The 25,952-nt window shown below is 68.7% G+C and carries 23 protein-coding genes and 1 tRNA gene; 8 read left to right on the top strand and 16 right to left on the bottom strand.

From position 1 onward, the window contains the following. Window positions 1-127: 127 nt before the first annotated feature. The 5 genes from ACQ66R_RS23180 to ACQ66R_RS23160 form a co-directional block, all read right to left on the bottom strand. Complete coding sequence (locus tag ACQ66R_RS23180; protein WP_430425979.1) at window positions 128-2,830, bottom strand: TonB-dependent receptor; 2,703 nt, start codon at window positions 2,828-2,830, stop codon at window positions 128-130. A gap of 184 nt (window positions 2,831-3,014) precedes the next feature. Continuing rightward, entirely contained in the window at window positions 3,015-5,675 is a 2,661-nt protein-coding gene (locus tag ACQ66R_RS23175) for a valine--tRNA ligase (protein ID WP_430425977.1), read from the bottom strand. Between the two features lie 207 nt (window positions 5,676-5,882). Beyond that, the gene (locus ACQ66R_RS23170) at window positions 5,883-6,431 is read right to left on the bottom strand and encodes a DUF2497 domain-containing protein (RefSeq protein ID WP_430425975.1); all 549 of its coding nucleotides are present in this window, start codon (window positions 6,429-6,431) and stop codon (window positions 5,883-5,885) included. Between the two features lie 112 nt (window positions 6,432-6,543). Beyond that, a complete protein-coding gene (locus tag ACQ66R_RS23165) occupies window positions 6,544-8,091 on the bottom strand; it encodes a TolC family outer membrane protein (protein ID WP_430425973.1) in 1,548 nt (515 codons plus the stop codon). A gap of 119 nt (window positions 8,092-8,210) precedes the next feature. Continuing rightward, window positions 8,211-8,774 carry a protein-L-isoaspartate O-methyltransferase family protein gene (locus tag ACQ66R_RS23160; protein ID WP_430425971.1) on the bottom strand — a complete coding sequence of 188 codons (564 nt, stop codon included), beginning with the start codon at window positions 8,772-8,774 and terminating at the stop codon, window positions 8,211-8,213. A 172-nt stretch (window positions 8,775-8,946) separates the two neighbouring features. Here ACQ66R_RS23160 and ACQ66R_RS23155 point away from each other — a divergent pair. Continuing rightward, window positions 8,947-9,020 (top strand) — tRNA-Cys (locus tag ACQ66R_RS23155). A 44-nt stretch (window positions 9,021-9,064) separates the two neighbouring features. Here the strand turns inward: ACQ66R_RS23155 and ACQ66R_RS23150 are convergent. Then, on the bottom strand, window positions 9,065-10,072 hold the full coding sequence (locus ACQ66R_RS23150; RefSeq protein WP_430425969.1) for a helix-turn-helix transcriptional regulator: 1,008 nt from the start codon (window positions 10,070-10,072) through the stop codon (window positions 9,065-9,067). 252 nt (window positions 10,073-10,324) lie between these two features. Here ACQ66R_RS23150 and ACQ66R_RS23145 point away from each other — a divergent pair, with 252 nt between their 5' ends. Continuing rightward, window positions 10,325-11,026, top strand: a complete 702-nt coding sequence (locus tag ACQ66R_RS23145) for a PEPxxWA-CTERM sorting domain-containing protein (RefSeq protein ID WP_430425967.1) — start codon at window positions 10,325-10,327, stop codon at window positions 11,024-11,026. Between the two features lie 181 nt (window positions 11,027-11,207). Further along, complete coding sequence (locus tag ACQ66R_RS23140; protein WP_430425965.1) at window positions 11,208-13,247, top strand: TonB-dependent receptor plug domain-containing protein; 2,040 nt, start codon at window positions 11,208-11,210, stop codon at window positions 13,245-13,247. A 15-nt stretch (window positions 13,248-13,262) separates the two neighbouring features. Here the strand turns inward: ACQ66R_RS23140 and ACQ66R_RS23135 are convergent, their stop codons facing one another. From ACQ66R_RS23135 to ACQ66R_RS23125, 3 genes are all read right to left on the bottom strand, one after another. Then, a complete protein-coding gene (locus ACQ66R_RS23135) occupies window positions 13,263-13,580 on the bottom strand; it encodes a cupin (RefSeq protein ID WP_430425963.1) in 318 nt (105 codons plus the stop codon). A 193-nt stretch (window positions 13,581-13,773) separates the two neighbouring features. After that, the gene (locus ACQ66R_RS23130; RefSeq protein WP_430425961.1) at window positions 13,774-15,141 is read right to left on the bottom strand and encodes an FAD-containing oxidoreductase; all 1,368 of its coding nucleotides are present in this window, start codon (window positions 15,139-15,141) and stop codon (window positions 13,774-13,776) included. Next, window positions 15,138-15,602, bottom strand: coding sequence for a DUF4126 domain-containing protein (locus tag ACQ66R_RS23125; protein WP_430425959.1), 465 nt, complete (start codon window positions 15,600-15,602; stop codon window positions 15,138-15,140). The genes ACQ66R_RS23130 and ACQ66R_RS23125 overlap by 4 nt, the downstream gene beginning before the upstream one ends. A gap of 51 nt (window positions 15,603-15,653) precedes the next feature. On the opposite strand from ACQ66R_RS23125, the gene ACQ66R_RS23120 reads away from it, so the two are divergent. Together ACQ66R_RS23120 and ACQ66R_RS23115 are read left to right on the top strand one after the other, a co-directional pair. Continuing rightward, window positions 15,654-16,385 carry an SDR family NAD(P)-dependent oxidoreductase gene (locus ACQ66R_RS23120; RefSeq protein ID WP_430425957.1) on the top strand — a complete coding sequence of 244 codons (732 nt, stop codon included), beginning with the start codon at window positions 15,654-15,656 and terminating at the stop codon, window positions 16,383-16,385. Window positions 16,386-16,675: 290 nt separating this feature from the next. Continuing rightward, complete coding sequence (locus tag ACQ66R_RS23115; RefSeq protein WP_430425955.1) at window positions 16,676-18,511, top strand: vWA domain-containing protein; 1,836 nt, start codon at window positions 16,676-16,678, stop codon at window positions 18,509-18,511. A gap of 20 nt (window positions 18,512-18,531) precedes the next feature. Here ACQ66R_RS23115 and ACQ66R_RS23110 read toward each other — a convergent pair whose 3' ends face one another. The 4 genes from ACQ66R_RS23110 to ACQ66R_RS23095 all read right to left on the bottom strand — a co-directional run bounded on the left by ACQ66R_RS23110 (window position 18,532) and on the right by ACQ66R_RS23095 (window position 22,690). After that, the gene (locus ACQ66R_RS23110; protein ID WP_430425953.1) at window positions 18,532-19,200 is read right to left on the bottom strand and encodes a Fe2+-dependent dioxygenase; all 669 of its coding nucleotides are present in this window, start codon (window positions 19,198-19,200) and stop codon (window positions 18,532-18,534) included. A gap of 54 nt (window positions 19,201-19,254) precedes the next feature. Further along, a complete protein-coding gene (locus ACQ66R_RS23105; RefSeq protein WP_430425951.1) occupies window positions 19,255-21,303 on the bottom strand; it encodes a prolyl oligopeptidase family serine peptidase in 2,049 nt (682 codons plus the stop codon). Between the two features lie 196 nt (window positions 21,304-21,499). Further along, window positions 21,500-21,661, bottom strand: coding sequence for a hypothetical protein (locus ACQ66R_RS23100; RefSeq protein ID WP_430425949.1), 162 nt, complete (start codon window positions 21,659-21,661; stop codon window positions 21,500-21,502). Window positions 21,662-21,703: 42 nt separating this feature from the next. Then, a complete protein-coding gene (locus tag ACQ66R_RS23095) occupies window positions 21,704-22,690 on the bottom strand; it encodes a helix-turn-helix transcriptional regulator (protein ID WP_430425947.1) in 987 nt (328 codons plus the stop codon). A 76-nt stretch (window positions 22,691-22,766) separates the two neighbouring features. Between ACQ66R_RS23095 and ACQ66R_RS23090 the strand changes: the two genes are divergently transcribed. Continuing rightward, the gene (locus ACQ66R_RS23090; RefSeq protein ID WP_430425945.1) at window positions 22,767-23,045 is read left to right on the top strand and encodes a hypothetical protein; all 279 of its coding nucleotides are present in this window, start codon (window positions 22,767-22,769) and stop codon (window positions 23,043-23,045) included. Window positions 23,046-23,182: 137 nt separating this feature from the next. On the opposite strand, the gene ACQ66R_RS23085 is transcribed toward ACQ66R_RS23090, so the two are convergent. Then, a complete protein-coding gene (locus tag ACQ66R_RS23085; protein ID WP_430425943.1) occupies window positions 23,183-23,884 on the bottom strand; it encodes a hypothetical protein in 702 nt (233 codons plus the stop codon). A gap of 90 nt (window positions 23,885-23,974) precedes the next feature. Between ACQ66R_RS23085 and ACQ66R_RS23080 the strand changes: the two genes are divergently transcribed. Together ACQ66R_RS23080 and ACQ66R_RS23075 are read left to right on the top strand one after the other, a co-directional pair. Continuing rightward, window positions 23,975-24,352, top strand: a complete 378-nt coding sequence (locus tag ACQ66R_RS23080; RefSeq protein ID WP_430425941.1) for an ArsR/SmtB family transcription factor — start codon at window positions 23,975-23,977, stop codon at window positions 24,350-24,352. Next, window positions 24,349-24,843, top strand: a complete 495-nt coding sequence (locus tag ACQ66R_RS23075) for an SRPBCC family protein (protein ID WP_430425939.1) — start codon at window positions 24,349-24,351, stop codon at window positions 24,841-24,843. Before ACQ66R_RS23080 ends, ACQ66R_RS23075 begins: the two co-directional genes overlap by 4 nt. Here ACQ66R_RS23075 and ACQ66R_RS23070 read toward each other — a convergent pair. Further along, entirely contained in the window at window positions 24,840-25,163 is a 324-nt protein-coding gene (locus ACQ66R_RS23070; protein ID WP_430425937.1) for a DUF6285 domain-containing protein, read from the bottom strand. The genes ACQ66R_RS23075 and ACQ66R_RS23070 overlap by 4 nt on opposite strands. 25 nt (window positions 25,164-25,188) lie before the next feature. After that, window positions 25,189-25,893, bottom strand: coding sequence for a PEPxxWA-CTERM sorting domain-containing protein (locus tag ACQ66R_RS23065; protein ID WP_430425935.1), 705 nt, complete (start codon window positions 25,891-25,893; stop codon window positions 25,189-25,191). Window positions 25,894-25,952 lie beyond the last annotated feature (59 nt).

Below are 25,952 nucleotides of genomic sequence, written 5' to 3'. Positions count from 1 at the left end.
TACCAGCGCCCACAGGTCGCGCTGAGCCCAAGCCGACGCGGAAAGAAAAACCCCCCGGCCCTTGCGGACCGAGGGGTCAGACATCTTCGCATCGCCCCGAAGAGGAAGCCTTCGGGGCGAGCGATCCCTAGAAGCGGTACTGCAGCTCGACGCCGTAGAGACGCGGCGGGGTCAGCTCGAACACCCGGGCGCCGTTGGGGAGGCCGACGTTGCGCTGAGAGGCCGCCACCGCGGCGGCGTATCCGTCTTCGTTGAACACGTTCTTCACGTACGCGATCACCGTGTACTTGTTGCCGGTGGGCGCGAACAGGGCGCGCAGGTCGACCTGATCCCAGCTGGGGGCCGAGTTGTACTGACGCTCGAAGACGTTGGCGTACGACTTGGACCGGTAGAGGTAGGTGGCGCCGAGGGTCAGGCTCCCCGGATCCGTTTCGAAGGTGTAGCCGGCGTTCAGCGCCAGCTTGTGCTCCGGCGCCTGCGGCAGGCTGTTGCCCACCACGCTGACGGCCGCGGTGTTGATGTTGTCGTTCACGTCGACCAGAAGGAGGCTCTTCTTGATCTTGGTCGGGTTCCAGCCGTAGTCGAGGGTCAGACGCAGGGGCTGGATCGGCTGCCAGATCACGCTGGCCTCGAGGCCCTTCGACACCGACTTCGCGATGTTCACGAACTGGGTGACGTTGGTGGCCCCGACGCGCACGGCCACGGGGGCCTGCAGGTCGCGGTAGTCGAGGTAGAACGCCGCCAGGTTCAACTGAACCCGCGAGAAGTTCTTCTTCAGGCCCACTTCGTACGAGTTGACCGTCTCTTCGTCGGCCTTGGGGACCGCGAGGAAGCCGCCGGCCGAGAAGCCGAACGCCTTGTAGCCGCGGCTGTAGCGGGCATAGGCCATGGTGTCGTCATCCGGCTCCCACTGCACGCCCACCGTGCCGGTCCAGGCGTCGGAGGTGTCGGACAGGTCACGGCTGGCCACGCCCGTCGCCGGGTTGATCGTGTACTGCCGGCAGACCTGCGGCGTGCCCGTGCAGACCGACGGCGTCTTCACGCCTTCGATCAGGCCCGCGGTGCTCTTGGGGGCCAGGGTGTCGGTGAGGTCCATGGCGCCGTTGCCCAGACCGCCCAGCGGAGCCAGGGCGTTGCCCAGACCCAGCGCCTGGCCCACCGCCGGCAGCGCCGCCAGGTTGCCGAGCAGGCTGCCCCAGTTGGCCGCCGTACCGGGTCCGAAGCCGGCCAGACCCAGAGCCGGATAGAGGCCCGGATAGCAGGCGTCGGAGTTACAGACGATGCGGCGGAACTCGGTGCCGAACTTCTTGTCCTTGGTGTAGCGCAGGCCCGCCGTGAACTTGACGGTCTCTGTGGCCTGCCAGTCGACCTGACCGAACGCCGCTGTGCTGCGGGTCGTCAGCGCGTAGTTGCCGGTCGACCAGAAGTTCTGCGGGTTCGGCGCGGCGCCGAGGATGGGCGTCTGCAGGCTGGACGGCCCCACCAGGAAGAAGTCGGCCGTGCTGCCCGTGCCGGTGTACTTCTCGTTGTAGTAGAAGCCGCCCACGATCCACTGGACCGGCCCGTCGCCGTTGGACGAGAAGTTGATCTCGTGGCTGAACCACTTCGGGTACTCGAAGTAGTGGTAGCCGTTGTTCGCGTTCACGGTCAGCGGCGAACAGTTGACGCTGGACCGGCCGGCCGCGAAGAGCGCGCCGACGGTGCCGCAGATCGAGTTGGCCGCGAGCGGGATCTGGAACGACTGGACCGTCGTGGCGTCGGTGTCGCCGTAGAGGTCGTACTTATACTCCTGGTAGCCACCGACGTATTTCACGTCGATCGACGGCAGGTGGTAGACGAAGTTCGCCGTCAGAGAGTTGACGTCGCGCAGGCGCACGCGCTGCGGGATGTTGGTGCTGAAGTCGTGTTCGTCGAGCTGCGCCGGGTTGGACGTGACGGTCGAGCCGTTGAACTGACGCAGGCTGCCCGGGACGATCGCGTTCGAGTAGCCGTGCGCCGAGTTGTAGACGATCGAGAAGTTCGGGTCGGTGCGGCCCGTCTCGTAGGGGTCGGCCAGATAGCCGGCGCGGGCGCCGGGGCCGCCGCGGTTGTGCCAGACGAGGGTCTTGTACGAGACCCACAGCTCGGCGTTCTCGCCCAGGTCGGCCTCGACCTGCGCCTGGACCTGGTACTCGTCGCGCTTGCTGCCTTCCGACGGGCCGCCGCTGACGTTGGTGAAGTAGCCCTTGCGCTGGTCCAGCTTGTAGCCCGAGACGCGCATCCGCAGGTTCTCGGCGATCGGACCCGACACCGCGAACTGGAAGTTCGTGAAGTCGTAGTTCTCAGCGATGGCGCGGACTTCGGCGTAGAGCTCGTCTGTGGGACGGACCGAGATCACATTCACCGTGCCGCCGATGGCGTTGCGGCCGTAGAGCGTGCCCTGGGGGCCGCGCAGGATTTCGACCCGGTCGACGTCCAGCGGAGGTCCGCCGGCCAGCACGGTCGAGGTGGTGAAGAGGCCGTCGATGTAGATCGAGACCGCGCCGTCCACCGCGTGGACGTTGGTCAGGCGGCCGATGCCGCGCATGCTGGCCCGGTCGTTGGACGACTGGTAGACGAAGCCCGGCGTGAAGTTCGTCAGGTCCTGCACCGTCGAGATGCCGACCAGGTCGCGCTGCTTGCTGGTGAAGGCCGAGATGGCGACCGGCACGTCCTGCAGGCTCTGTTCCCGCTTTTCGGCGGTCACGACCAGCTCTTCGATCATGTTGGCTTCTTGCGCCTGCGCCGCAGCGCTGGCGAGCGAGACGCCCAGCAGAACGCTGGACGCGAGTAGCGTATTCCTGAGTTTCATTTCTGACTGCCTCCCCAGCAGCGGATTGAGCGCGTTTAGTTTTTTCTGCGCTTCTCTGGGGGAGGCTGGACCGATCCAAGGCCCGTCGTCAATGCCGTACTTAGTAAAGGCCCTACCGGTTATGCAATTCACATACCCAGTATACTGAATATTGGAATTATACCGGCGTTCTCGGAGTCACGTCTCAGACGCTTTGCAGCCGCGCCAGGGCCGCCTCCAGCTTCGCCTTCGCCGCATCCGCATCGGCCAGACGCTCGCGGTTCTCCTCGACCACCTCTTCCGGCGCGCGGGCGACGAAATCGGCGTTGCCGAGCTTCTTCGCCGTCTTCTCGATCTCGCCGGCCAGGCTCGCCACCTCCTTGGTGAGGCGGGCGCGTTCGGCGGCGATGTCGATGAACTCGGCGACCGGCAGCGCCAGGGTGGCGCCGTCGACGACGAAGGGGATCGATCCGGCGGGCGCGGCGTCGACGAACTCGACGCCCGACACGCGGAGCAACCTCGCGACCAGGGCCGCGCTGGCGCCCAGCACCGCGCGCTGTTCGGGACGGGCCTCGATGACCAGCAGCGGCGGCTGGGCCGACAGCGGCACGTTCAGCCCCTGACGCACCGAGCGGCCCTCAGTGATCGTATCGATGATCAGGCCGATCTCGGCGTCGGCGGCCGCATCGACCAGGCTGGCCGGCAGGTCGGGCCAGCGGGCGGTCATCAGCTGGCTCTCGGCCCGGGCGGCGCCCAGGTCGGCGGTCTGCTGCCACAGCTCCTCGGTGATGAACGGCATCACCGGGTGGAGCAGCTTCAGGATCACGTCCAGCACCCAGGCGGCGGTGGCCTGGGTCTCGGCCTTGGCGGCCTCGTCGGCGCCGGTCAGGAGCGGCTTGGCCAGCTCGACGTACCAATCGCAGAACTGGTTCCAGATGAAGCGGTAGAGGCCGTTCGCGGTCTCATCGAAGCCGCAGCCGTCCAGCGCCGCGGTGACCGCGGCGGCCGTGCGCTGGGTCTCGCCCACGATCCAGCGGTTCAGCGGCGCCTTGATCGAAGCCGGGTCGAAGCCCTCGGCACGTGCGCAGCCGTTCACCTGGCAGAACCGGCTGGCGTTCCACAGCTTGGTGCCGAAGTTGCGGTAGCCCTCGATCCGTTGGCGGCTGAGCTTGATGTCGCGCGCCTGGCCCGACATGGCGGTGAGCGTGAACCGCAGCGCGTCGGCGCCGAACTCGTCCACCAGTTCCAGCGGGTCCAGGACGTTGCCCTTGGACTTCGACATCTTGGCGCCCGAGGCATCGCGGACCAGGGCGTTGATGAACACCCGCTTGAACGGGACTTCGCCCGTGAAGTGGAGGCCCTGCATCATCATCCGGGCGACCCAGAAGAAGATGATGTCGAAGCCGGTGATCAGGGTGTGGGTCGGATAGAAGCGCGCCAGGTCCGACGTCTTCTCGGGCCAGCCCATGGTCGAGAACGGCCAGAGGCCCGACGAGAACCAGGTGTCGAGAACGTCCTCGTCCTGCTTCAGCGGTGTCGGGCGGCCGTAGTGCTCGTCGGCCTTCCTCTGGGCCTCGGCCTCGGTCTCTTCGACGAACGCCTTGCCGTCCGGGCCGTACCAGGCCGGGATCCGATGGCCCCACCACAGCTGGCGCGAGACGCACCACGGCTGGATGTTCCGCATCCACTCGAAGTAGGTCTTCTCCCAGTTCTTGGGCACGAAGACGGTGTCGCCCGCCTCCACCGCTTTGATGGCGGGCTTGGCCAGGACGTCGGCGGCGACGTACCACTGGTCGGTCAGGTAGGGCTCGACCACCACACCCGAACGGTCCCCATGGGGCACGGTGTGGCGGGTCTTCTCCACCTCGCGCAGCAGACCTAGCTCCTCGAACGCCGCGATCACCTTCTTGCGCGCCTCGAAGCGGTCCAGGCCGCGGTACTCGGGCGGGGCGTTGTCGTTGATCCGCGCGAAGTCGTCGAAGATGTTGATCATCGGCAGGTTGTGGCGCTTGCCGACCGCGAAGTCGTTGAAGTCGTGCGCCGGCGTGATCTTCACCGCGCCCGAGCCCTTTTCCGGGTCGGGATACTCGTCGGCGATGATCGGGATCGGACGGTTCACGATCGGCAGCCGCACGGCCTTGCCGACGACGGCCTTGTAGCGCTCGTCATCGGGATGCACCGCCACGGCGGTGTCGCCCAGCATGGTCTCCGGCCGCGTGGTGGCCACGACGATCTCGCCCGAGCCGTCCTCCAGCGGATACGCGAAGTGCCAGTAGTGGCCGTCGACCTCGCGCGCCTCGACCTCGAGGTCCGAGATCGCAGTCTGGAAGTGCGGGTCCCAGTTCACCAGCCGCTTGTCGCGGTAGATCAGCTTCTCCTTGTGGAGCTGGACGAACACCTTGCGGACAGCGGCCGACAGGCCCTCGTCCAGGGTGAAGCGTTCACGGCTCCAGTCGCAGCTCGCGCCCAGCCGGCGCAGCTGGTTGACGATGGTCCCGCCCGATTGCGCCTTCCACTCCCAGACCTTGGCGACGAACTCGTCGCGGCCCATGTCGCGCCGGCTCTGGTTGCCGGCCTGGGCCAGCTGGCGCTCGACCACCATCTGCGTGGCGATCCCCGCGTGATCGGTGCCGGGCAGCCACAGGGCCGCCTTCCCGCGCATCCGCTCGAAGCGGATCAGCACATCCTGCAGCGTGTTGTTCAGCGCGTGCCCGATATGCAGCGAGCCGGTCACGTTCGGCGGCGGAATCACGATCGAGAACGGTTCGGCGTTCGGGTCGTCGGTCGGCGCAAAGCCCCCGGAAGCCTCCCAGGCTTGGTAGAGGCGCGGTTCGGCGGTCTTGGGATCGAAGGTCTTGTCGAGCATTTTGGGCCAGTCAGTCTGAGGGGGCGTGAATACACACGCGCCGTCATGATCGGAAGCTCTCCCTCCCTTAATGGGGAGAGACAGGCCGCGTCAGCGGCCAGGGTGGGGAGGCGTGGGCCGGAGTGCTGAGGTCGGGGAGGATCACACTCCCCCACCCTGCTCGCCTCCGGCGAGCTGTCCCTCCCCCTCAAGGGAGGGAAACTCGGGTCAGCGTACTCGGCCGCGCGAGATGCGATCGACTTCGGCGTCGACGGCCTGCTGGACAATGGCCGGCAGGTTCTCATCCAGCCACTGCTGAAGCATCGGCCGCAGCATCTCGCGGACCACATCCTCCAGCGTGCGGCCCTCGGCCGGCATCAGGATGCCCGACGACAGGCGACCGAAGGTGGCCGCGGTGGCCGCGGCGACCGACGCGCTGACCAGGCCCTCGCCCACGGGCGCCGGCGCTTCGGCGATCGGTTCGGGCAGCGGCGGCGGCGGCGGCGGCGCGGGCGCCGGCTCGGTGGCGACGAAGTCGAGATCGCCGTGGGTCTCGACGACCTGGGTCAGTTCCAGATCGCCGTCGTCGTCATCCTCTTCCGGCGCGACGCCGGCCGCCTCGCGGATCGCGGCGATCTGATCGTCGACGGGAATCTCGATCTCGGGCGCGGGCGGGGCCGCGGCGATCGGCTCAGGCTCGGGCACGGGCGGCGGAGCCTCGGCCGGCGCCTCATCCTCGGAGATGATGCGGCGGATGGAGGCGAGGATTTCCTCCATCGTCGGTTCTTGTGAACTCGTCTCGGACATCGCCCTGCCGCCGCGGTGTGAATCTGACTCTAGAGCCTATGCGCGGAGGGCCGTCCTTGCAATTTCCGCGGATAACGGAGCGTCAACGGGGCGCAGGCGCCGCCGGACCGGGCTGCAACCCCGGCGCGATCGGGGTTTCCAGCGGCTTTTCGCTCGGTTTCGCCGACGGCCAGGGCGTCGCCAGGCCATCGACGATGCTGACCGGCTCTTCCCAGGGCACCCAGCCCCAGGTGAGTCGCAGTTTCCGGAAGTTCTTGCCGGCGTCGTACTGCGGCGAGCTCGGCACCAGATTGCGCCCCTCGAGGCGGCCCATGGTGGCCAGCACATTGGCCGCGGCCACGTACTCGTCGCGCCGCGACGTCACCTGGTTCAGCTCGGCCTGGCGCAGCTCCTGTTCGGCGTTCAGCACGTCGATGGTGGTGCGCAGGCCCACCTGTTGTTCCTGGCGCGTGCCCTCGGCGGCGATTCGCGCCGCGCGGACCTGCTCCTCGGCCGACGCGATGTTGGCGCGCGAGGCGATCAGCTGGCTCCAGAACTGGGTCACGCCCTGCATCACGTTGCGACGCACGCCCTCGACCGTGATCCGGTCGGCGTTGTTGCGCTCTACCGCCTGGCGGATGCGCGACGAGGCGAGACCGCCGGTGAACAGCGGCACCGTCGCAGTAATCTGAGCGCTGACCGTACGGCCGAAGTTGTCGCGGGGGTCGTAGGGGTCGATCAGGCCGTTGTGCTGCACGGCGAGGTTGGCCGACACGGTGGGCATGCGCTCGGCGCGCGCGCCGGCCACACGGGCGCGGCTGGCCTGTTCCAGGTACTGCTGGGCGCGCAGCTGCGGGTTCTGGGCCTCGGCGACCTTGTAAGCCTCGTCGGGATCCGTGGGCAGCAGGTAGGCCAGCGACGGCTCGGGCGCGAGCTCGCCGGGGTTCTGACCGACCAGCGTCGCGTACTGGGCCCGCGTGATCGCCAGCTGGGCGACCGCCTGCTGGTACAGCGCCTGGGCCTGCGAAAGGCGCGACTGCGACTGGGCCACGTCGGTGCGGGTCACTTCGCCCACGTCGAACCGGGCCTGCGATTCCTGGAGTTGGCGCGTCAGGACGTTGACGTTCTCCTGGCGGATCCGAAGGGCTTCCTGGTCGCGACGGGTGTCGGAATAGGCGGTGATCACCGAGGCCATCACCTGAGCCTCGATCCGACGCAGGTTCTCACGCCCGGCGAGAACGTCGGCGTTCGCCGCATTCACCGAAGCGGCCGTACGCCCGCCGGTCCACAGCGGCTGGGTGAAACTGAGGCCGGCCGTGCCGCGGTTCGAGCGACGAACGCCGCCGGCGCCGAAGCTGTCGGGCACGCCGTCGCCGGTAAGGTCGACGCCACGGCCGGCGATCGGCGTCTGGGTCTCGGCCCACTGGGCTGTGAACTGGGCGCCCAGGGTCGGTCGCCAGCCCGTGCGGGCCTGCACATAGCTTTCGTCCAGCGCCCGCTGCGTCGCGCGCTGGGCCTGGAGAGTCGGGTTGTTCTGGTAGGCCAGCGCCAGAGCGTCAGCCAAGGTCTCAGCTGAGGCCGGGACAGTGGCGCCAAGAGCGCCGGCACACACAGTCGCGGCCAACAGGCGGCCACGGAAGTTCATCGACATTCGTTATCCCCGATCTCGCGAGAGACGCAGCCTTATATGCTTCCGTCTGCCGATTGGACCAAGCTCCGTCATCTTAAGCTTTTTTCACGCCGCCGTTTCGGGGGTGTTTCAAAGCCCAACTAGAAGGCGAAACCGTGTTGCGCCTCGAAACCGGCCAGCACGGGCGGGAAGGAATCGAACAGGTCGCGGCGGCCCACGCCTTCGGCGGCGCGGACGATCAGCACGGCCTTGCCGACGGGACCGTCCCGCTCGACCACGCCGAGGCGGCCGTTGATCGCCAGCGCGGAAGTCCACCCGTCGGGCGCGCGCGTCACGGCGCCTTCGCAGACGATGATGTCGTAGCCGTCCCCGGGAAGCGCCTCGCCGGCCTCGGCGCGGGTCACCTGGCCGCCCAGTTCCTCGATCACCGCCGCCGCATAGGGCGCGCTGATCGCCAGCACCTTCTCGCCCGGCATCGGCCGCAGCGCCTGCAGCAGCTTGGCCACGTCGCGCGGCTTCAGCAGCCAGCGGCCGGGGGCGTACTCCACCTCGATGTCCGTATAGGCGAGGTGCGACTTGGTTTCGGGCACGAACCGCTCGCGGGGCAGCCCGCGCATGGCGTCGTGGATGCGCACGTCGGTCACGTCCTGGGTGCGCACCTGGCTTTCCACCATGTTCAGGCGGGCGGCGGCGAAGTCGGCCATCGGGAATCCTTGCACGATACGGCGTACGTCTTGCGGCGGGTTATAGGCCCGCGCGACGGGAAGGCAATTGCGGCCTAAGGGCCGTTCTGTTAGCAACCCGCCCCTCACCTCTGGAGCATGACGGCCCGCCGTCGCGCTCCAAGTCGGTTGGCGGCCCTGACGGGCCTCAGGCGGCCCGATGGCGGAGTGGTGACGCAGCGGACTGCAAATCCGTGCACCCGAGTTCGATTCTCGGTCGGGCCTCCAAAACTTCGATCTACCTCTAGACGCACCGAAAACCGCCGCGTCGGTCAGCCCGGAGGCAGTTCGGCCAGCTTGCGGACCAGTTCCACCTTCGAGTGGACGCCCAGCTTCTCGTAGATCGCGGTGAGATGGTTGCGGACGGTGGCCCGGCTGATCCCCAGGTCGAGCGCCACGCGGGGGGCGGTCATGCCGCTGGCGAACCGCTCGGCCACGCGCGCCTCCGCCGGCGAGAGGGGCAGAGCGGGTTCCGCCGCCAGGCTGAGGATATGCCGGTCCCCGCCCCGGTGCAGGCGGAAGGTCTGTCCGCAGACCCGCACGCTGGTCGCGGCGCCCGTGGTGGCGGCCAGCAGGTCCGGCGGAAGTCGCGGGCCCAGCCAGTCTGGAAACAGGGCGCGCATGCGCAGCCCGAAGGCGGCGTCCGAGGCGTGCACCTGTCCGGCGCCGTCCACCACGGCATGCCCGCCCGGCAGCCCCCCGGGCGAAAGATCCGCCGTCCGCGCATGGCCGGCCACATGCCAGAGCAAGCGGTGCCGCCAAGCGGCGACGAGGTGCGGCATGATCTGGGCCAGCCGGTCCCGCTCGAGATCGCTGAAGGGCGCGCAGCGGTCGGCGCGGAACAGGAACACCAGTTCGCCCACGTTGGTCACAGGGTCGATCAGGGTGACGCCCATGGCGTGCTCGATCCCTGACGGGCCGCAGAACTCACGGTAGATCTCGGACGCATAGTGGTCCTCGACCGGGCCCAGGTCCTCGTTGCGCAGGCACGCGCCCGGCCGGCGCGACACGGCCGACCTCAGGACGTCGTGCCGTTGCCAGTGGACCGAATAGGCGACCAGCCGCTCGAACGGGAAATCGCAGGCCGCGATGCCGAAGATCAGCTGGGGATCCTCCGCGCCGGAGCCCCAGATCGCGGAGTCGAAGGGGATGACGTCCCTCAGCCGCGCGAGGGAGTCTTCCTTGAACCGGTCCACGGCGAGCCGGAATACGTCCTCATAGAGACCCAGAATGGTCTCATTGAAACTGTCCGGACTGTCCCGCTCGGCTCGCTCGCCCATGCCGTCCAACAGACTGCCCAATGTTCGAGGGGCGCGACATAGAGCATTTGCTCTATTCGCCGGAACATTTCCCCTGCCTGGGGAAATACTCCCCAACAGATTGAACATTCTACTGAAATCGTGACGATTCTACAGATCAAATGAAGCATTCGCTCCATGGCGGAGACCTGAACCGCGACCTAGCCTTGTCGTCTACAGCTTGGGGAGCTGATCGCAGAGGTCACCGCTCCGGTCCATTCAGGGAGTAACAGGATGTCTCTCAAAGGTCTCACGCTGGGGGCTCTGGCGGGCGCCGCCATGCTGTTCGCCGCTGGTGCGGTCTCGGCGCAATCTTCACTGGCCACCGGCCGTCTTTCGTTCGTCCAACCCAACGGAACAGCGGGTCCCAACGACATCATCCAAGTCTACCTGCGGCTGACCCTAGACGAGACGTCGGTGGCGCTGAGCGTCGACGAGTTCGGCCAGGTCACATCCGGCGGGCCCAGCCTGGCGGAGATCGCCGACGCCGGGATCGATTTGAACCAAGCCTACGGTGTTGGCATCGGCGGGTACTACGGCTGCGGCGGGTCCTTCTTCCCCACGGGCTGCAGCGGCGGCGAGTACGCGTTCGACTTCCAGCCCGCCCCCTTGAACTTCACGCTCAACGGCGGCGAGTCCCTCGACTTCCTGTGGCTGGTCGCAACGCCGTCCGGAGGCCCTGCGGCGGCGGGCGTCTACAATTTCTACGAGACAGCCATCACCATCGACGCTTACGGCCAGAACGCCAACGGAGACTTCGTGTTCCGCACCTTCAGTCCCTTCGGCGCGACGTGCACGCATGGCGACGACAGCTGTGACTTCAGCCGCACGGTCGCCGCTGGCGGCATTCCAGAACCCGCCACATGGGCGCTGATGATCGGCGGTTTCGGCCTCGCGGGATCCGCGCTGCGTCGGCGACGCGCGGCGCTGGCCTGACCGCGGATCGTAAACGGCGGCGGGTCCCGCGTCTCCCGCGACCCGCCGAACCCTCAACCCGCTGACGGACTCCAAATCCGGGCGCCCGAGTTCGATTCTCGGTCGGCTTTCCAACTTTTGGGGCTACGGCACAGCCTCGGTCTGGACCCGGTCGCCGACGCCCGGCATAGCCGCGAGCGACATGGCGTTTCCCCTCCCCTGCAGTCGCGCGGCAACAGCTCTGGCGGGCGCCGCGATCCTGGTCGGCGCAACGCCGGCGCGGTCACAGACCCCCGAGCCCGCGTCGGCGTCGTCCGGCGTCGTCGCCTATCCCGCCAGCTACTACGAGGAGATGCGCATCACCTCGGCCCGGGAGATGATCGAGCGGACGCCGGGCTTCGTGCTGGACAAGGGCGACAGCTCGCGCGGCACGGGCGGCGGCGGCAACGTGCTGATCGACGGCGAACGGCCGGCCTCCAAGTCCCAGTCCATCGACTCGGTTCTCTCCCGCATTCCGTCGGGATCGGTGGAGCGGATCGAGGTGATCCGCGGCGGCGCGCCGGGCATCGACATGCAGGGCCAGGGCGTCGTGGCCAATGTGGTGCGCAAGGGTGGAACCTCGTCCGATCAGGCCCTCCACCTCTTCAGCAAGACCTATGCGAGCGGGTTCGCCGGCGGCTTCGTGCGGGGCGAGCTCAGCTGGCGCGGGCCGGGCTTCAGCGCCGAAGCCCAGGTGAGCGGCCGTCGGGATCTGGGCACCGACTCAGGCGACGGCGCGCTGCGGCGGGTTGGGCCGACGGGCGCCCTTATCGAGGGGGGCGACTTCGACGCGCGCATCCGCGATCAGTCGGTCACGGCCAATGCCGCGGGCGAGTACAAGCGCGACGGCTCGCTTCTGCGGATGAACGCCTCGGCCGAGCGCCAGAGCATCAAGCGGCGCGAGATCGGCGCCCTGACGACATCGGCGGGCGCCGCGTTTTCGGAGACCACGCGCGTCGGCGAGCGCGACCATGAGTACGAAATCGGCGGCGACTACGAACGCAAGCTGAGCGACACGCTGTCCCTTCGCCTGCTGGCGCTCGCCCGCACCGAGCGCACGACGATCCAGGCCAGCTCGGCCGGCCGCACGCGCCGTCAAGCCTCGACCGAGCGGTCGGTCGCCGAGGAGAGCATCGCCCGCGCCTCGCTGCGCCGGTCCTTTGCCTGGGGCGAGCTCGAAGCCGGCGGCGAAGGCGCTCTCAACACCCTGGACGCCCGCTCGGCGCTCTCCGTCGACGGCGTCCCGGTCGCGCTGCCGTCGGCCAACGTCGAGGTGAAGGAGGACCGCGGCGAACTCTTCACCACCGCCAGCCTGCGTCCGGCGCCCGGCCTCAGCCTGGAAGCCGGTCTGCGCTACGAAAGTTCGACCATCCGCCAGACCGGCGGCGTCAGCCAGTCCAAGACCCTCAGCTTCGCAAAGCCGCGCGCGTCGGCCGCCTGGACCGTAGGCGCCACTCAGATCCGGGCCCGGGTGGAACGCGAGGTGGGCCAGCTCAACTTCGAGGACTTCGCCGCCAACTCGGCTTTCGAGGACGACGCCGTCAACGCCGGCAATGCCGACCTGGAGCCCGAAACGTCCTGGCTCTTCGAGGGCGCCGTCGAGCGGCGCTTCTGGGGCACGGGCGCCGCGGTCCTGACGGTCAGCCATGCCGAGGTCGACGACGTCGTCGACCTGATCCCGATCGCCGGGCGCTTCGACGCGCCGGGCAACATCGGCTCAGGCTCCCGCGACGTGGCCACGCTGAATGTATCCTTCCCGACGGAGCGGCTGGGGCTGCCGGCCGCCGTGGTGCGGGTGACCGGGACCTGGCGACAGTCCGAGGTGTCCGATCCGGTCACCGGCGAGAGCCGCCGCATATCCGGCGAAAAGCCCTTCGAAGCGCAGTTGGAGATCAGCCGCAGCCTGCCGGAGTGGCGCTCTACCGTTGGCCTTGAGGCCGGCTACGGCTTCGAGAGCACCGTCTACCGGATCAACGAGATCCGCCGGATCGAGGAAGACCCGCTCTACAAGTTCTATTGGGACTGGGTCCCTCGGCCCGACGTTCTCATGCGCTTCCAGTTCGAAAACTTCACCGCCCGAAAGCGCACCCGTGACCGCACCGTCTTCAGCGGCCCGCGCTCGGCCGGAGTAGTGGCCTTCCGCGAGCAGCGCACCACGCGCCTGCCGGTGATCGTCACCGCGCGCGCGCGCCTGCTGTTCTGACCGGCCGGGCCGCCCTCAGACAGACCCCTTCTTCTCGATCACGAGGATCCGGGCCTCGCCGAGCGGGCGCGCCACGTGCTCGTCGCCGACGTCGGCCAGGAACATGTCGCTCGGGCCCAGGCGCTGGACATGCTCCTGCCCGTCCTTGCGCCAGTGCATGTCGACCTGCCCGTCCAGCACCAGGAACACCTCTGCGCCGTTGTTGACGTGCCACCTGTAGGGCTGGTCCGTCCAGTGCAGCCGCACGCTGGCGCCCTCGATCTCGGCCAGGTCGCGCGCGCCCCAGGCGCGGTCGGCGGTGAACTGGCGGGCGTCGGTGACGATGCGTGGCATGGGCGGCGATATGGGGCCGCTGGACGGGGAGAGCAATCGCGACAGCCACGCGTGATCCCCTCAGCCGCGATGGCGCGGCAGCGCCGTAGGAATGGAACCACGAATGAACACGAACAGGCACGAATAGCCCGAGCCCATTCATGTTCACTCGTCTGCATTCGTGGAAATCGAAAAGGACCGCCTGCGTCGCCCGTCAGGCCAGGTCCCCCAGCACCGTCGGGATCAGCTCCGAGACCGTCGGGTGGATGTGCATCGTGCGCTGCAGGGTGGTGTAGGGCTGCTTGGCCGCCATGGTGTCGAGGATCGCGTGGATCGCCTCGTCGCCTTCGACGCCCAGGATCGCGGCGCCCAGGATCGCGTCGGTGTCGGCGTCGACGACCACCTTCATGAAGCCCTGCGTCTCGCCCTTCTCCACGGCGCGGCCGACGCGGGTCATCGGGCGCTTGCCGATGCGGATGTTGTGGCCGGCGGCGCGGGCGGCGGTCTCGGTCATGCCGCAGCGGCCCAGCGGCGGGTCGATGTAGAGGGCGTAGGTGTCGATGCGGTCCGACACCCGGCGCGGATCGCCGTCCAGCAGGTTGGCGGCCACGATCTCGAAGTCGTTCCACGAGGTGTGGGTGAAGGCCCCCTTGCCGTTGCAGTCGCCCAGGGCCCAGACGCCCTCGACGCTTGTGCGCAGCTCGTCGTCCACCTGGATGTAGCCGCGCGCATCGGCGGCGAGGCCCGCCGCCTCCAGGCCCAGGTCGTCGGTGTTGGGCCGCCGGCCCACGGCCAGCAGGACATGGCTGCCCGCCACCGACGGCTCGCCGGACGTGCAGTCGACGCCCACTTCCACGCCGTCCGCATGCGGCTTGAAGCTGATGCAGGCCGCGTCGGTGCGCACTGTGATCCCCTCGCCTTCCAAGATCGCGCGGATGGCGTCCGAGACCTCGGGGTCCTCGCGGGACACCAGTCTCGGGCCCTTCTCCACCACCGTCACCTGCGCGCCGAAGCGGCGGTGCATCTGGGCGAACTCCAGGCCGATGTAGCTGCCGCCCACGACCACCAGGTGGCGCGGGACGGTCTCCAGCTCAAGGATCGTGGTGTTGTTCAGGGTCGTGACGTCGTGGACGCCCGGCATGTCGGGGACCACGGCGCGGCCGCCGACGTTGATGAAGATCTGCGGCGCGGTCAGGCGCTGGCCGTTCACCTCGATCTCGTGCGGGCCCACGAAACGGGCCTGGCCGCGGATCAGCTCGCAGCCCTTCATGCCGCCCACCCAGGCCTCCAGGCCGTGGCGCGCGTCCATCGTCACTTTGTGGGCGCGGGCGCGGACCCTGGCCATGTCCACGCCGACCGGCCCCGGCAGGACAACGCCGTAGTCCGCCGCGCGACGCGCCACCTGGGCGGCCCTGGCGCTGGCCACCAGCGCCTTGGTGGGCATGCAGCCGGTGTTCACGCAGGTCCCGCCCAGGTGCTTGCGCTCGATGATGGCGACAGTCTGCCCCGCCGCGCTCAGCCGTCCGGCCAGAGCCGGGCCCGCCTGCCCCGCGCCGATCACGATGGCATCGAAGGTCTTCACAGCAGCACGAAGACGATGAGGGCCGCGCCGCCTACGGCCGTCAGGTCCTCGATCAGGGCCGCCGGCAGGTCACGGCCGAACATCGCCGCCAGCCGACCACGGGCCGCCGCGCCGCCGAAGGTCCCGCCGACCGCGCCCAGTACGCCCAGCGCCGCGCCGATCGCCAGCGCGCCGCCCGACGCGCCGATGGCCGCGCCCGACAGTCCACCCATCAGAAGGCGCGCGCCGAACTGGACCGGAACCTTGCGGCTGGGGGTCATGGGCAGCTTGTCCGAGATCAGCTCGAATACGGCCGCGATCGTGGCGATCCAGAGCGGGATCGCCGTGCCCAGCACCGCCAGCGGCGTACCGGTCAGGCGCAGAATGCCCATGGAGGCCGCCCAGCAGACGGCCGCGGGCGCGGTCACCGCCCGAAGACCCGCGATCACGCCGATGAGCAGGGCTGCGAGGTACAAGGTCATCCGGAAGCTCCTCGGACTTGAACCGCTTGGGCCCGCACCTTAACGCAAGCCATGGCGAACGCTCTCCCTCATGTTCTGGTCACCGGCTCCACGCGCGGCATCGGCGCCGCGATCCTCGACAGCCTGCAGGGACGCGCGCGCGTCGTGGGGCACGGCCGCGCCGACGCGGCCGACGTCATCGGCGCCGACCTCTCCGATCCCGCCGCCGCGGCGCGCCTCTGGGCGGCGGCGCTGGACCGACTGGACGGCCGCATCGACGTGCTGATCAACAACGCAGGCGTCTTCGAGCCCGTCGCCGTCGACGCCTCGCTCGAGGACTGGCAGGCCGGCTGGGGCCGCACGATGCAGATCAACCTGCAGGCCAGCGCCGACCTCTGCCGCGCGGCCATCCTGCACTGGCGCGAGCGCGCCAAGGCTGGACAGGGGGCCGGCGGCCGCATCGTCAACATCGCCAGCCGCGCGGCCTATCGCGGCGATAGCCCGGCCCACTGGCACTACGCGGCCTCCAAGGCCGGCATGGTGGGCATGACCAAGTCGATCGCCCGCGGCTACGCGGCCGAGGGCATCCTCGCCTTCGCCGTCTGCCCCGGCTTCACGATGACCGGCATGGCCGAGGACTATCTGGCCAGCCGCGGGGGCGACAAGCTGCTGGCCGACATCCCGCTGGGCCGGGTGGCCGATCCGTCCGAGGTGGCCAACGCGGCGGCTTACCTGGCGCTCGAGGCGCCGGCCTCGATGACCGGCGCGGTCCTCGACATCAACGGCGCCAGCTTCGTGCGATAGACCGGTCGTCATTCGCGGCCAAAGGGCCGGCGCCCCTCCATCCTGAACGTCATGGCCGGCCTTGTGCCGGCCACCCAGAAGCACCGAGGACTCCAGGTTCGCAGGGGCGCTGCCGCAAACAGCCTTGAAACGCCTGCGTGTCTGGGTGGCCGGCACAAGGCCGGCCATGACGTTCAGACTATGGGTGAAGCAGGGGCGCGTTCGTGAACGTCGGCAGGCTCCGGCGCTCTAACCCCGATTTCCCGCCGGCTGCGTAGTGGTGGTCAGAGGCGCCGAAATCGGAGGTTCCAATGGCCCATCGCCTGCGTGTTGCTTTGCTGACCCTGCTGACGGCTCAGGCCGGAGCGCCCGTCGGCGCTCAGACCGAGCTCGCCATGAGCGGCGGCCCCAGCCCCGAGGCGTGCGCCGCCCTGGGTTTCCAGGTCCAACCCACGGCCGACAGTTACATCGCGCCGCGCCACTTCGGCGGCGTTGCGGCGGTCCAAGCGCCCTACCCCGCGCCGCCCCCGCCCGCGATGGTGACGCCCCTGCCGTCAGTCCCACCTCTGCCCGCGCCATCGATCGAGCGCAGGTCTGCCGATCGCTCCAAAGCCGAGATCTCGGAAATGGTGGTCACGGGGGCCCGCATCGACCGCAAAGTCCGCGCCGAACCCCGGCGCGTCGCCACCCAGGCCTATCAGGCCTACCCGTCGCAGCCGATGGACACCGAGCGCTATCCGAACGCGCAGGCGAACCCCATCAAGCGCGTCGCCGAAGACCCCGTCTCGACGTTCTCGGTCGACGTGGACACCGCCGCCTATTCGAACGTCCGGCGCTTCCTGCAGGACGGCCAGCGGCCGCCCAGCGACGCCGTGCGGGTCGAGGAGCTGGTCAACTACTTCGACTACGGCTACGCGCGCCCCGAGGACCGCACGACCCCGTTCAGTTCGTACGTGGCGCTGGCTCCGTCGCCCTGGTCCGGCGGGCGCCAGATCCTCCACGTCGGCATCCAGGGCTTCGACGTGCCCCGCGCCGAGGCGCCGCCGCTGAACCTGGTGTTCCTGATCGACACCTCGGGCTCGATGATGGGCCCAGACCGCCTGCCCCTGGCGCAGAAGTCGCTGTCGCTGCTGATCGAACAGCTGCGGCCGCAGGATCGCGTCGCGATGGTCGCCTATGCCGGATCGGCCGGCGCCGTGCTGGCGCCGACCGATGGCCGCCAAAAGCTGAAGATGCGCTGCGCGCTGGGCGCCCTGCACGCGGGCGGCTCCACCGCCGGCGGCCAGGGCCTGGGCCTAGCCTATGCGCTGGCCAAGCAGAACTACGACCCGAAGGCGGTGAACCGCGTGATCCTGGTCACCGATGGCGACTTCAATGTGGGCGTCGCCGATCCCGCGAAACTGAAGGACTTCGTCTCCGACCAGCGCAAGAGCGGCGTCTACCTGTCGGTCTACGGCTACGGCCGCGGCAACTACAACGACACGATGATGCAGGCCCTGGCGCAGAACGGGAACGGGACCGCCGCCTACGTCGACAGCCTGCAGGAGGCGCGCAAGCTGTTCCGGACCGACTTCACCAAGTCGCTGTTCCCCATCGCCGACGACGTGAAAATCCAGATCGAGTTCAATCCCGCCCAGGTCAGCGAGTACCGGCTGATCGGCTACGAGACGCGCCTCCTGAACCGCGAGGACTTCAACAACGACCAGGTCGATGCGGGCGAGGTCGGCGCGGGCGCCTCGGTCACGGCCCTGTACGAGATCACGCCGGCCGGCGCGACGGGCTCGTCCGATCCGCTCCGCTATGACCGCGCCACGCCGGCGACGAGCGGCGGTGGCGAACTCGCCTTCCTCAAGATCCGCTACAAGCTGCCGGGCCAGGCGAAATCCCATCTGATCCAACGCCCGATCACCCAGGCCCAGCTGTCGCCCACCCTGCGCGCCGCGCCCGAGCCGACCCAATGGGCCGTGGCGGTGGCGGGCTTCGGCCAGAAGTTGAAGCGCGACCCGCGGGTTTCGGACGCCTTCGCCTGGAACGACATCCTCTCGCTCGCCCAGTCCAGCCGCGGCGCCGATCCCTACGGCGAGCGCGCCGAGTTCGTGCAGCTGGTCCGGCTGGCCGGTGAGGCAAAGGCCACCGGAGAGAACTAGGTCGCTATGCAGGGTGCGCGCTATCCGGCGTCGCCCCACTGCCGATGCAGCGAGGTGGCCACGTGCGACAGGCGGGTGCGGGCGTCCCAGCTCAGCTTGTCGCCCTCCTCAGCGAGGACCTCGTTCAGCTCGAACAGCAGCTCGCGGCCCGTGCGGTCGACGATGCTGCTCTCGATGAAGGTGATGCCGCACAGCCGCTCGCCGCGGGTCACGGGCCGCACCTGGTGGATCGTCGTCGAGGGATAGACCACCGCGGCGCCCGGCGCGGGCTTGAAGTCGACTTCGCGGGTGCCCAGCCGCACCGAAAGCTCGCCGCCGTCATAGTGATCGGGTTCGGTCAGGAAGACGGTGCACGACAGGTCCGCCCGGATCGGCCGCGCGCTGATCGGCAGGAACGCGGCGTCGGCGTGGGCGCCATAGTTCATGCCCGGTCGGTAGAGCGACAGCGCGGGAGGCGCCATCAGCTTCGGGAACGCGAACGCCACGAACGTCGGATGCCGGCTCAGCGCGCCGCGCAGGATTTTCGAGGCCTGGTCGTGGAACGGGTCGCCCAGGTCGCCCTGCAGGTTGTTCTTCACCTGGCTGTCGGGGTTGGTGACGCGGCCGTCGACGAACCGCAGCCGGGCCGCCAGCCCCCGCAGCTCGGCCACCTCGGCGGGCGTCAGCAGGTCGGGGATCTCGCAGAACATCGCCTAGGCTTAGCGTTGGCGGGCGCGCGGCTCAATCGCCGCGCGCCCTGTCCGTCAGTCCATCAGCTGCTGCATCAGGTAGGTGTACTCCAGCGCCTGGCGCACAGCCCGCTCGTTGAGGTTCGCGGCGGCCGCGTGACCGCCGTCGATGTTCTCATAGTAGAGGTAATCGTAGCCGTACTCCTTCAGGCGCGCGGCTGCCTTGCGCGCATGGGCCGGGTGCACCCGGTCGTCCTTGGTGGACGTCTCGATGAACACGCGCGGATACGGCTTGCCCCGAGCCAGGTTCTGATAGGGCGAATAGCTCATCAGCATGGCGCGCTCTTCCGGCGCCTTCGGGTCGCCGTATTCGCCGATCCAGGACGAGCCCGCGCCGATGTGGTCGTAGCCGATCATGTCGAACAGCGGCACCTGGATGACCACCGCGTTGTACAGCTCGGGCCGCTTGGTCAGGGCCACGCCCATCAGCAGGCCGCCGTTCGAGCCGCCCATGATCCCCAGCTTCTTCGGGTTTGTGATCTTGCGCGCAATCAGATCTTCCGAGACGGCGAAGAAGTCCTCGTAGACGGCCATGCGCTTCAGCTTAAGGCCGGCGTTGTGCCAGCGCGGACCAAACTCGCCGCCGCCGCGGATGTTGGCGACGACATAGACGCCGCCCTTCTCCAGCCACAGCTTGCCGACGGTCGCCGCATAGGCCGGCGTCTGGCTCACCAGGAAGCCGCCGTAGGCGTAGAGCAGCGTCGGATTGCTCCCGTCGAACTTCACGTCCTTACCGCGGACCACGAAGTACGGGACCTTGGTGCCGTCCTTCGACGTGGCCCAGTGCTGCTCGGTCACGAACTTCGAGGCGTCGAACCTCGCCGGCAGCGTGCGCAGCTGCGCAGGCTTGCCGCCGCTCGCGTCGGCCAGCCACTGGCTGCTGGGCGTCAGGTAGCTCGAGACGCTGAGGATCAGCCGGTCGTCGGCGTCGGACGCCGAGGCGATCGTGATCGTGGAATCCTTCGGCAGATCCAGGGTTTCGGACGTCCAGGCGTCGCCGTTGCGGCGATAGCTCAGGACCTGGCCCTTCACATTGTCCAGCAGCGCGATGACCAGCCGGCCCTTGGTGGTCGCCACCTGCTCCACGCTCTGGCTCAGGGTCGGGCGCAGCACCAGGCTGGGCTTCAAGTCGCCGGGCCTGGCCTTCAGCGCGGCCAGGTCGAAATCGACGAGGTCGCCCTCCTTCATGCCCTTGGCGGCCCAGTCCTCTTCCAGGCTCACGATCACGCGGCCGTCGAGGTAGCCCTGCACCGAGGACTTCTTGGGCAGGTCGAGCTTCAGGGGCCGGTCGCCGACCAGCAGGTAGTATTCGGCGTTGAAGGTATCCAACGGCCGCTGGATCACCACCGCCTGCACCTCGCCGGCGGCGTCGCGCAGCACGATCGACTGCACGCCATAGCCGCCGTCGGTCTTCTGGCCCGCGAAGACCTGCTTGGCCTGCGAAAGCGGCTGGCCGCGCTTCAAGAGCTTGGCGATGAACGGATAGCCCGAGGTGGTGAGGTCGCCCTTGTTCCACTCGGTGACCAGCAGGATCGTGTCCTTGTCGATCCAGTCGAACCGATGCTTGTTCTCCGGCAGCCGGAAGCCGCCGTCGACAAACTTGCCCGTGGTCGTGTCGAACTCGCGGACCTCGACGGCGTCCTTGCCGCCGTTCGACAGACTGACCAGGCAGAGCCGGTCGTCCGGCCGCAGGCAGTCGCCGCCCTTCCAGACCCAGTTGGCGCTCTCGGCCTTCGCCAGGGCGTCCATGTCGAGGACGGTCTTCCAATCGGGATTGCCCGACCGGTAGCTCTCCACGCTGGTCTTGCGCCAGACGCCGCGCACATGCTCGGCGTCCTGCCAGTAGTCCCAGAGACTGCCGTCGCCGGCGAACATCACGCCCGGGATGCGGTCCTTGGCGGTGGCGATCTTCAGGGCGTCGGCATAGAGGCCGGCATAGCGCGGATCGTTCTGCAGCTGCGGCAGCGACCGCGCATTCTCGGCCTTGGCCCAGTCGAGCGCCCGGGCGCCCTCGATCTCCTCCATCCAGGTGTAGGGATCGTCGTCGGGAGCGGCGGCTCCCATCAACAGGACTCCGGCGACAGCGGTCGCGAGGGCGGCAAGGCGCATGGGCTGGGAACTCTCGATGGCGTCATTGGCCGGGACGCTAGAGCATTTTCCGCCGAAGTGGAGGCCGGTTCGGCGTAGAAAATGCTCCAGGTAAAACAAGACTGAGCAAGATCCTCAGGATCCTGCTCGGGCCCCGCAAGACGCCACCGCGTCACCCTCCCATGGCGGACCGGCGTTCCGCGAGCACGTCGAGCGCCAGAGTCGGACGCACGATCAGCAGGCCCACCCACAGGACGCGGGCGACCAGGCGCTTCAGCCGGCGCGAGGGGCGGTAGTTGGCTTCGTACAGGGCGGCGTAGTCGAGCGTGGTCATGGCGTGTCTCCGTTGGTGAGGAGACCTTTGCGGGGGGATACGTCAGAATCGGACGTGGGTGCGCGTGGCGATCTCCAGTTCCGCGGCCATCATGTCCTTCAGCGCCTGCGGCTCGATCACCTGGGCCTTGTCCTGCCAAGTGAACAGGTGCCAGGCCAGTTCGCGCATGCCGCTGGATCGGAAGCGCACGATCACGCCGCCGTCGGCCTGCTCCTCCAGCTTCTGCCGCGCATGGAAACGCCACCGGCGCGCATCGTCCGCCCCATGCGGCAGGATGCGCAGCACGACGTCGTGCGTGTCGTCCTGATAGATGCCGAAGCTCTCGTCGGCATAGGCCTGCAGCGAGAACGACTCGGGCTTGCCGCCCGCGCGGCCGGTGATCTCCACGTCCTGGATGCGGTCGAGGCGCCAGTTGCGGGGGCCCGTCCCGGCGCCCCACTCCTCGGCCACCAGATAGTTCGAGCGGCCGAACAGGATGCCGTAGGGCGTGACTTCCCGGGTTCGGCCCGGCTGCGATCCGCCCTCGTAGCGGAACCGGATCGTCGACAGCGACTTCAGCGCCTCACGCACGGCCGCCAGCACGCGGTCGTCCTCGAACGGCCGCGGACCGGCCTGCACCGCCACCGCCTCGGCCTGCAGTAGCGCCTCCAGGTCGGGCGCCAGCCTGCGCCGCGCCGCCGCCCGCGTCGCGGACAACACCTTCTGCTCCAGCGAGCGCAGGGCCGCCGCCCGCGCGCCCGAGCCCTGGCGGTCCATCATCTCGGCTGCGGCCGACAGCGCCGTCATCTCCTCGGCCGTCGGAACCTGGAACAGTCCGTCCAGGCCGCCGGGGATCCGGAAGCGCTTGCTGATCCCCTCCTCCACCTCCTCCATCGCGGGGAAGAGATCGCGCACCGCATCGCGCATGCGTTCGGCCGTGCGTCGTCCCACGCTCATGCGCTCGGTGATCTCGTCCAGCGTCACGCCCTCGGCGCTGGCCGCCATCAGCCGCGCCAGCTCGAGAAGCCGGGCGCCTTTTTCGTGTCGCATGGAAAACCTACGTCCGATTTTGTCGTATGGGACAGACAAAACCAGAACCATCGAAACCCCGCAAGGAGTTAATCAGATGGCTTCCTACCGTCGCTTCAAGCCCCGCATCGTCCGCCCGATCGAGGATCCGCGCCCGGCCCCGCTGTCCAGCGCCGTCGTCGACGCCGTGCTCCGGTTCCACGACGTCACGGTCGACCAGGGCGGCGAATGCACCCTGCTGCGCCTGTCGGACCGCCGCCGCCACGAACCGGAAGTGGAAGCCGCCCTCGGCGCCCAGGCCGACCGCGCCGCCCGCGTCGCCATCCTCTGGAACGAGCGCGAGAGCGAGATCATCCGGGTGCTGGAGGCGGCATGAGCGACTTCCCGACCCACCTCTATCGCAGCGTCGTCAGGTCGCTGCGCTCCGGAGCAACGGAGCCCACCGTCGCGCCGTCGCAGCGTCCCGCCCCTTGGCACAGAGAGGGCCGCCACGTGACGAAGGTTGGCCGATGATCACGACGCCAAGCCGTCGTGGCGATGCCCCGCGCTGCCTAACGTCTCGTCGATCGAGCCGTCGGACCACCGCGCGACAGGCGTGATGAAAACCGTCAGCCGTTCCCGGAGTGGACCACCCACTCCGCCGAAGACCGGCGATCCCGGCAGGTTCGCGCCCCAAGTCTCCGCCTCGGTCGGGGGGAGGAAGTACATGAGGTGCGGGCGCCACGGTCCGCCGGAGTCGTCGCCCAGGTAGCCCAGTTTCGACATCATGAAGCACATAGCCCCCACCGCGGGCGCCGATGCTGCCGGTCCTGCTTCGATGCGACGGGCGATCTCGTCCCGCGTGAGACCCGCCAGCACCCACTCCGTGCGCCTCAGGTAAGCCGGCAGCACTGTTTCCGCTGCCGCGGCGTTGAAACAGATCGGCCCGCGGACCTTGGGGTTCCAGAAGTCGCTGTTGTCGAGGTCGTTCGCCCAGGCCCGCTGCACCATGCAGACGAAGCCGTTGGCGCCTGCGACGGCTGTCTCGTAGCCGCGCTCGCCCAGCACCATCACGCTCGCCTTGTCGGCCACGGAGGGCGGCGCCGCGCTACGGGCCATTGCGACCTCTAGCTCCGTCGTCATCCGATACTGAGTGATCGCCGCCCTCCCGGGATAGGGCTGGGCGGCAGCCTGCCCCACCCACAGCGTCGCCAACACCATGCCGCTCAGGGCCACTCGCCTTCTCATTCGCGTCGCCTCGTCATCCCGGGCCCGACGCCCGACGCGACTCCATTAGCGTATTTGCGTGATTGCGCAACTACACGAATGCGCTTGACGATGCGAGGTTGCCGACATATTTGCGCAACTATGCAAATAAGTGACTCCGCCGACGATCTCAGTCGGACATTCGCCGCCCTGGCCGACCCCACCCGTCGCGCCATTCTGGCTCGGCTTGCGGATGGCGATGCGACCGTGTCCGAACTCGCCGCACCGCACGATCTTGCCCTGACCACCATCTCGCGGCACCTACAGGTGCTGGAGCGTGCGAACCTCGTGCGGAAGTCGCGCTCGGCGCAGTGGCGCACTTGCCATCTGAACGCCGAGGCGCTCGCGGCCGCCGATGAATGGATGGCTCCCTACCGCAACTTCTTCGCCTCGCGCCTGGGCAACCTGCAACGACAGCTGGAAGGCGACGGCGCGTGAGCGACGCAGCGACCGGTCCCACCCGCTTCCGCCTCGAGTGGCGGATCCGCACGACGCCCGCCAAGGCTTTCGCCGCCTGGACCCGGCCGGCCGAACTGGGCTGGTTCTTCAACGAGCGGATGCCGCGCCCGGACGAGCCGATCGTGGTCGACCTGCGCGTCGGCGGAGCGTGGCGCCAGATGATGGTTCACGACGCCGAGACCCGTTACGTCACTGGCGGCATCTACCGGGAGATCGTCACAGACCGGAAGCTGGTCTTCGCGTGGGGCGCCGTGGACGGTTGGCCGCTCATCGCGCCGGATCGCCTGGACGAGGCGCCGCAAGTGACGGTGACGTTCGAGCCGATCGACGACGGAACGCTGATCATTCTCGACGTCGTCATTCCCCCCGGCATGTCCGAAGAGTTCGCACGGGAGCGGCTCCTGACCCTGGTGCAGGCCGGCTGGCAGGAGACCGTCGACCGTTTCACGCGCCTGTTCGGGGCGGTCTAGGTCCCGCTCATCGAGCCCTCCGGCTTGTAGCTCGGCTGGTCGATGGCGAGTTGGTTCTTGGCCATCACCTGCAGGGCCAGCATCAGCCCCGGGCTCTCGGTCGTGAGCTCGCCCGAGCGGATGCGCGCGCAGAGCTCCGTGTTGAGCGCCTCGTAGGTCCCGCCATGCCCCAGCACGTCGCTCATCCGCGCCACGGCCTCGGCGTCGGCGGCGGGGCCCAGGGTCAGCTCGCGGGCGATGGTGGCCACGGCGTTGGCGGCGACGCCGGCAAGGAACGCGTTCCTAGGGTCGAGCGTCGGGCGCTCGACCGACTGGGTCACCCCCGTCGCGCCTCGACAGGCGCGATCACCCCATAAGGGCCAGCGTCGGGCGACTCCGGCGGCGCATCGCGACTCCGGTCAGGCCAAGGCCCAGGATCATCACCGCCCAGGTCCCAGGTTCGGGAACCGCCGCGGCGCTCTGGAACTGAGCGTTCACCGAGTCGAACGCCGGCACGTTGGGCAACCCGTTGTTGGTGGCGATGTCGGTGTAGCGGAAGGTGTCGAAGCCGCCGCCGCTGAAGCCCAGCACTGTGCCGGCGGGCAGGTAGGCCGAGCCGCTCCCAACGACAGCGCCTTGCAGGAAGGCCGTCCAGGACACGCTGGCCAGGGCCTGCGGGAGCCCGCTTCCGAGAATGAACTCAAGCCCGCTCAGGACGCCGCCATCAGCCCTTCGAATCTCGAAGTAGCCGCTGCCCGCGCCGTACATGTAGTTTCCGGAGAACCCGGTGAACCCCGCGCTGCCGCCGCATCCGGCGTAGCTGCAGCCATTGTTGTCGAAGCTCAGGCCCGTCCGCGTGAACGAGAGGCCGCCTTCCAGATACGGATTGCCGTTGAGCGCGGCGACCGACTCGAAGGCCGCCGAGGCGTCGACCTGCGAGACGGCCGAGCCTGCGCCCGTGGTCATGGACACGGCGGCGAGCGCCGGAGATGCGAGAGCGATGACGCTCATCGCAGCGGCAGCGGACGCGATGTTCGCCAGCGGACGCAGCGAAAGAGGCAGGATGTGCATGTCGTGTTCCAGTCCTGAAGCTACTCCAGGGCCTGGGAATACGGGGACTGGGCGGGTCC

The organism is Phenylobacterium sp. (assembly GCF_965284355.1).
Lineage (GTDB): Bacteria > Pseudomonadota > Alphaproteobacteria > Caulobacterales > Caulobacteraceae > Phenylobacterium.
This window is presented reverse-complemented; position numbering and strand designations above follow the sequence as displayed.

Excerpts from the sequence above, each read along its gene's own strand:
- ACQ66R_RS23090 (WP_430425945.1), top strand. The coding sequence starts at position 22,767 with ATGGCTTCCTACCGTCGCTTCAAGCCCCGCATCGTCCGCCCGATCGAG.
- ACQ66R_RS23170 (WP_430425975.1), bottom strand. The coding sequence starts at position 6,431 with ATGGAGGAAATCCTCGCCTCCATCCGCCGCATCATCTCCGAGGATGAG.
- ACQ66R_RS23165 (WP_430425973.1), bottom strand. The coding sequence starts at position 8,091 with ATGTCGATGAACTTCCGTGGCCGCCTGTTGGCCGCGACTGTGTGTGCC.
- ACQ66R_RS23120 (WP_430425957.1), top strand. The coding sequence starts at position 15,654 with ATGGCGAACGCTCTCCCTCATGTTCTGGTCACCGGCTCCACGCGCGGC.
- ACQ66R_RS23180 (WP_430425979.1), bottom strand. The coding sequence starts at position 2,830 with ATGAAACTCAGGAATACGCTACTCGCGTCCAGCGTTCTGCTGGGCGTC.
- ACQ66R_RS23100 (WP_430425949.1), bottom strand. The coding sequence starts at position 21,661 with ATGACCACGCTCGACTACGCCGCCCTGTACGAAGCCAACTACCGCCCC.
- ACQ66R_RS23175 (WP_430425977.1), bottom strand. The coding sequence starts at position 5,675 with ATGCTCGACAAGACCTTCGATCCCAAGACCGCCGAACCGCGCCTCTAC.
- ACQ66R_RS23080 (WP_430425941.1), top strand. The coding sequence starts at position 23,975 with ATGCGCTTGACGATGCGAGGTTGCCGACATATTTGCGCAACTATGCAA.
- ACQ66R_RS23065 (WP_430425935.1), bottom strand. The coding sequence starts at position 25,893 with ATGCACATCCTGCCTCTTTCGCTGCGTCCGCTGGCGAACATCGCGTCC.
- ACQ66R_RS23125 (WP_430425959.1), bottom strand. The coding sequence starts at position 15,602 with ATGACCTTGTACCTCGCAGCCCTGCTCATCGGCGTGATCGCGGGTCTT.
- ACQ66R_RS23115 (WP_430425955.1), top strand. The coding sequence starts at position 16,676 with ATGGCCCATCGCCTGCGTGTTGCTTTGCTGACCCTGCTGACGGCTCAG.
- ACQ66R_RS23095 (WP_430425947.1), bottom strand. The coding sequence starts at position 22,690 with ATGCGACACGAAAAAGGCGCCCGGCTTCTCGAGCTGGCGCGGCTGATG.
- ACQ66R_RS23150 (WP_430425969.1), bottom strand. The coding sequence starts at position 10,072 with ATGGGCGAGCGAGCCGAGCGGGACAGTCCGGACAGTTTCAATGAGACC.
- ACQ66R_RS23140 (WP_430425965.1), top strand. The coding sequence starts at position 11,208 with ATGGCGTTTCCCCTCCCCTGCAGTCGCGCGGCAACAGCTCTGGCGGGC.
- ACQ66R_RS23110 (WP_430425953.1), bottom strand. The coding sequence starts at position 19,200 with ATGTTCTGCGAGATCCCCGACCTGCTGACGCCCGCCGAGGTGGCCGAG.
- ACQ66R_RS23135 (WP_430425963.1), bottom strand. The coding sequence starts at position 13,580 with ATGCCACGCATCGTCACCGACGCCCGCCAGTTCACCGCCGACCGCGCC.
- ACQ66R_RS23145 (WP_430425967.1), top strand. The coding sequence starts at position 10,325 with ATGTCTCTCAAAGGTCTCACGCTGGGGGCTCTGGCGGGCGCCGCCATG.
- ACQ66R_RS23160 (WP_430425971.1), bottom strand. The coding sequence starts at position 8,774 with ATGGCCGACTTCGCCGCCGCCCGCCTGAACATGGTGGAAAGCCAGGTG.
- ACQ66R_RS23105 (WP_430425951.1), bottom strand. The coding sequence starts at position 21,303 with ATGGGAGCCGCCGCTCCCGACGACGATCCCTACACCTGGATGGAGGAG.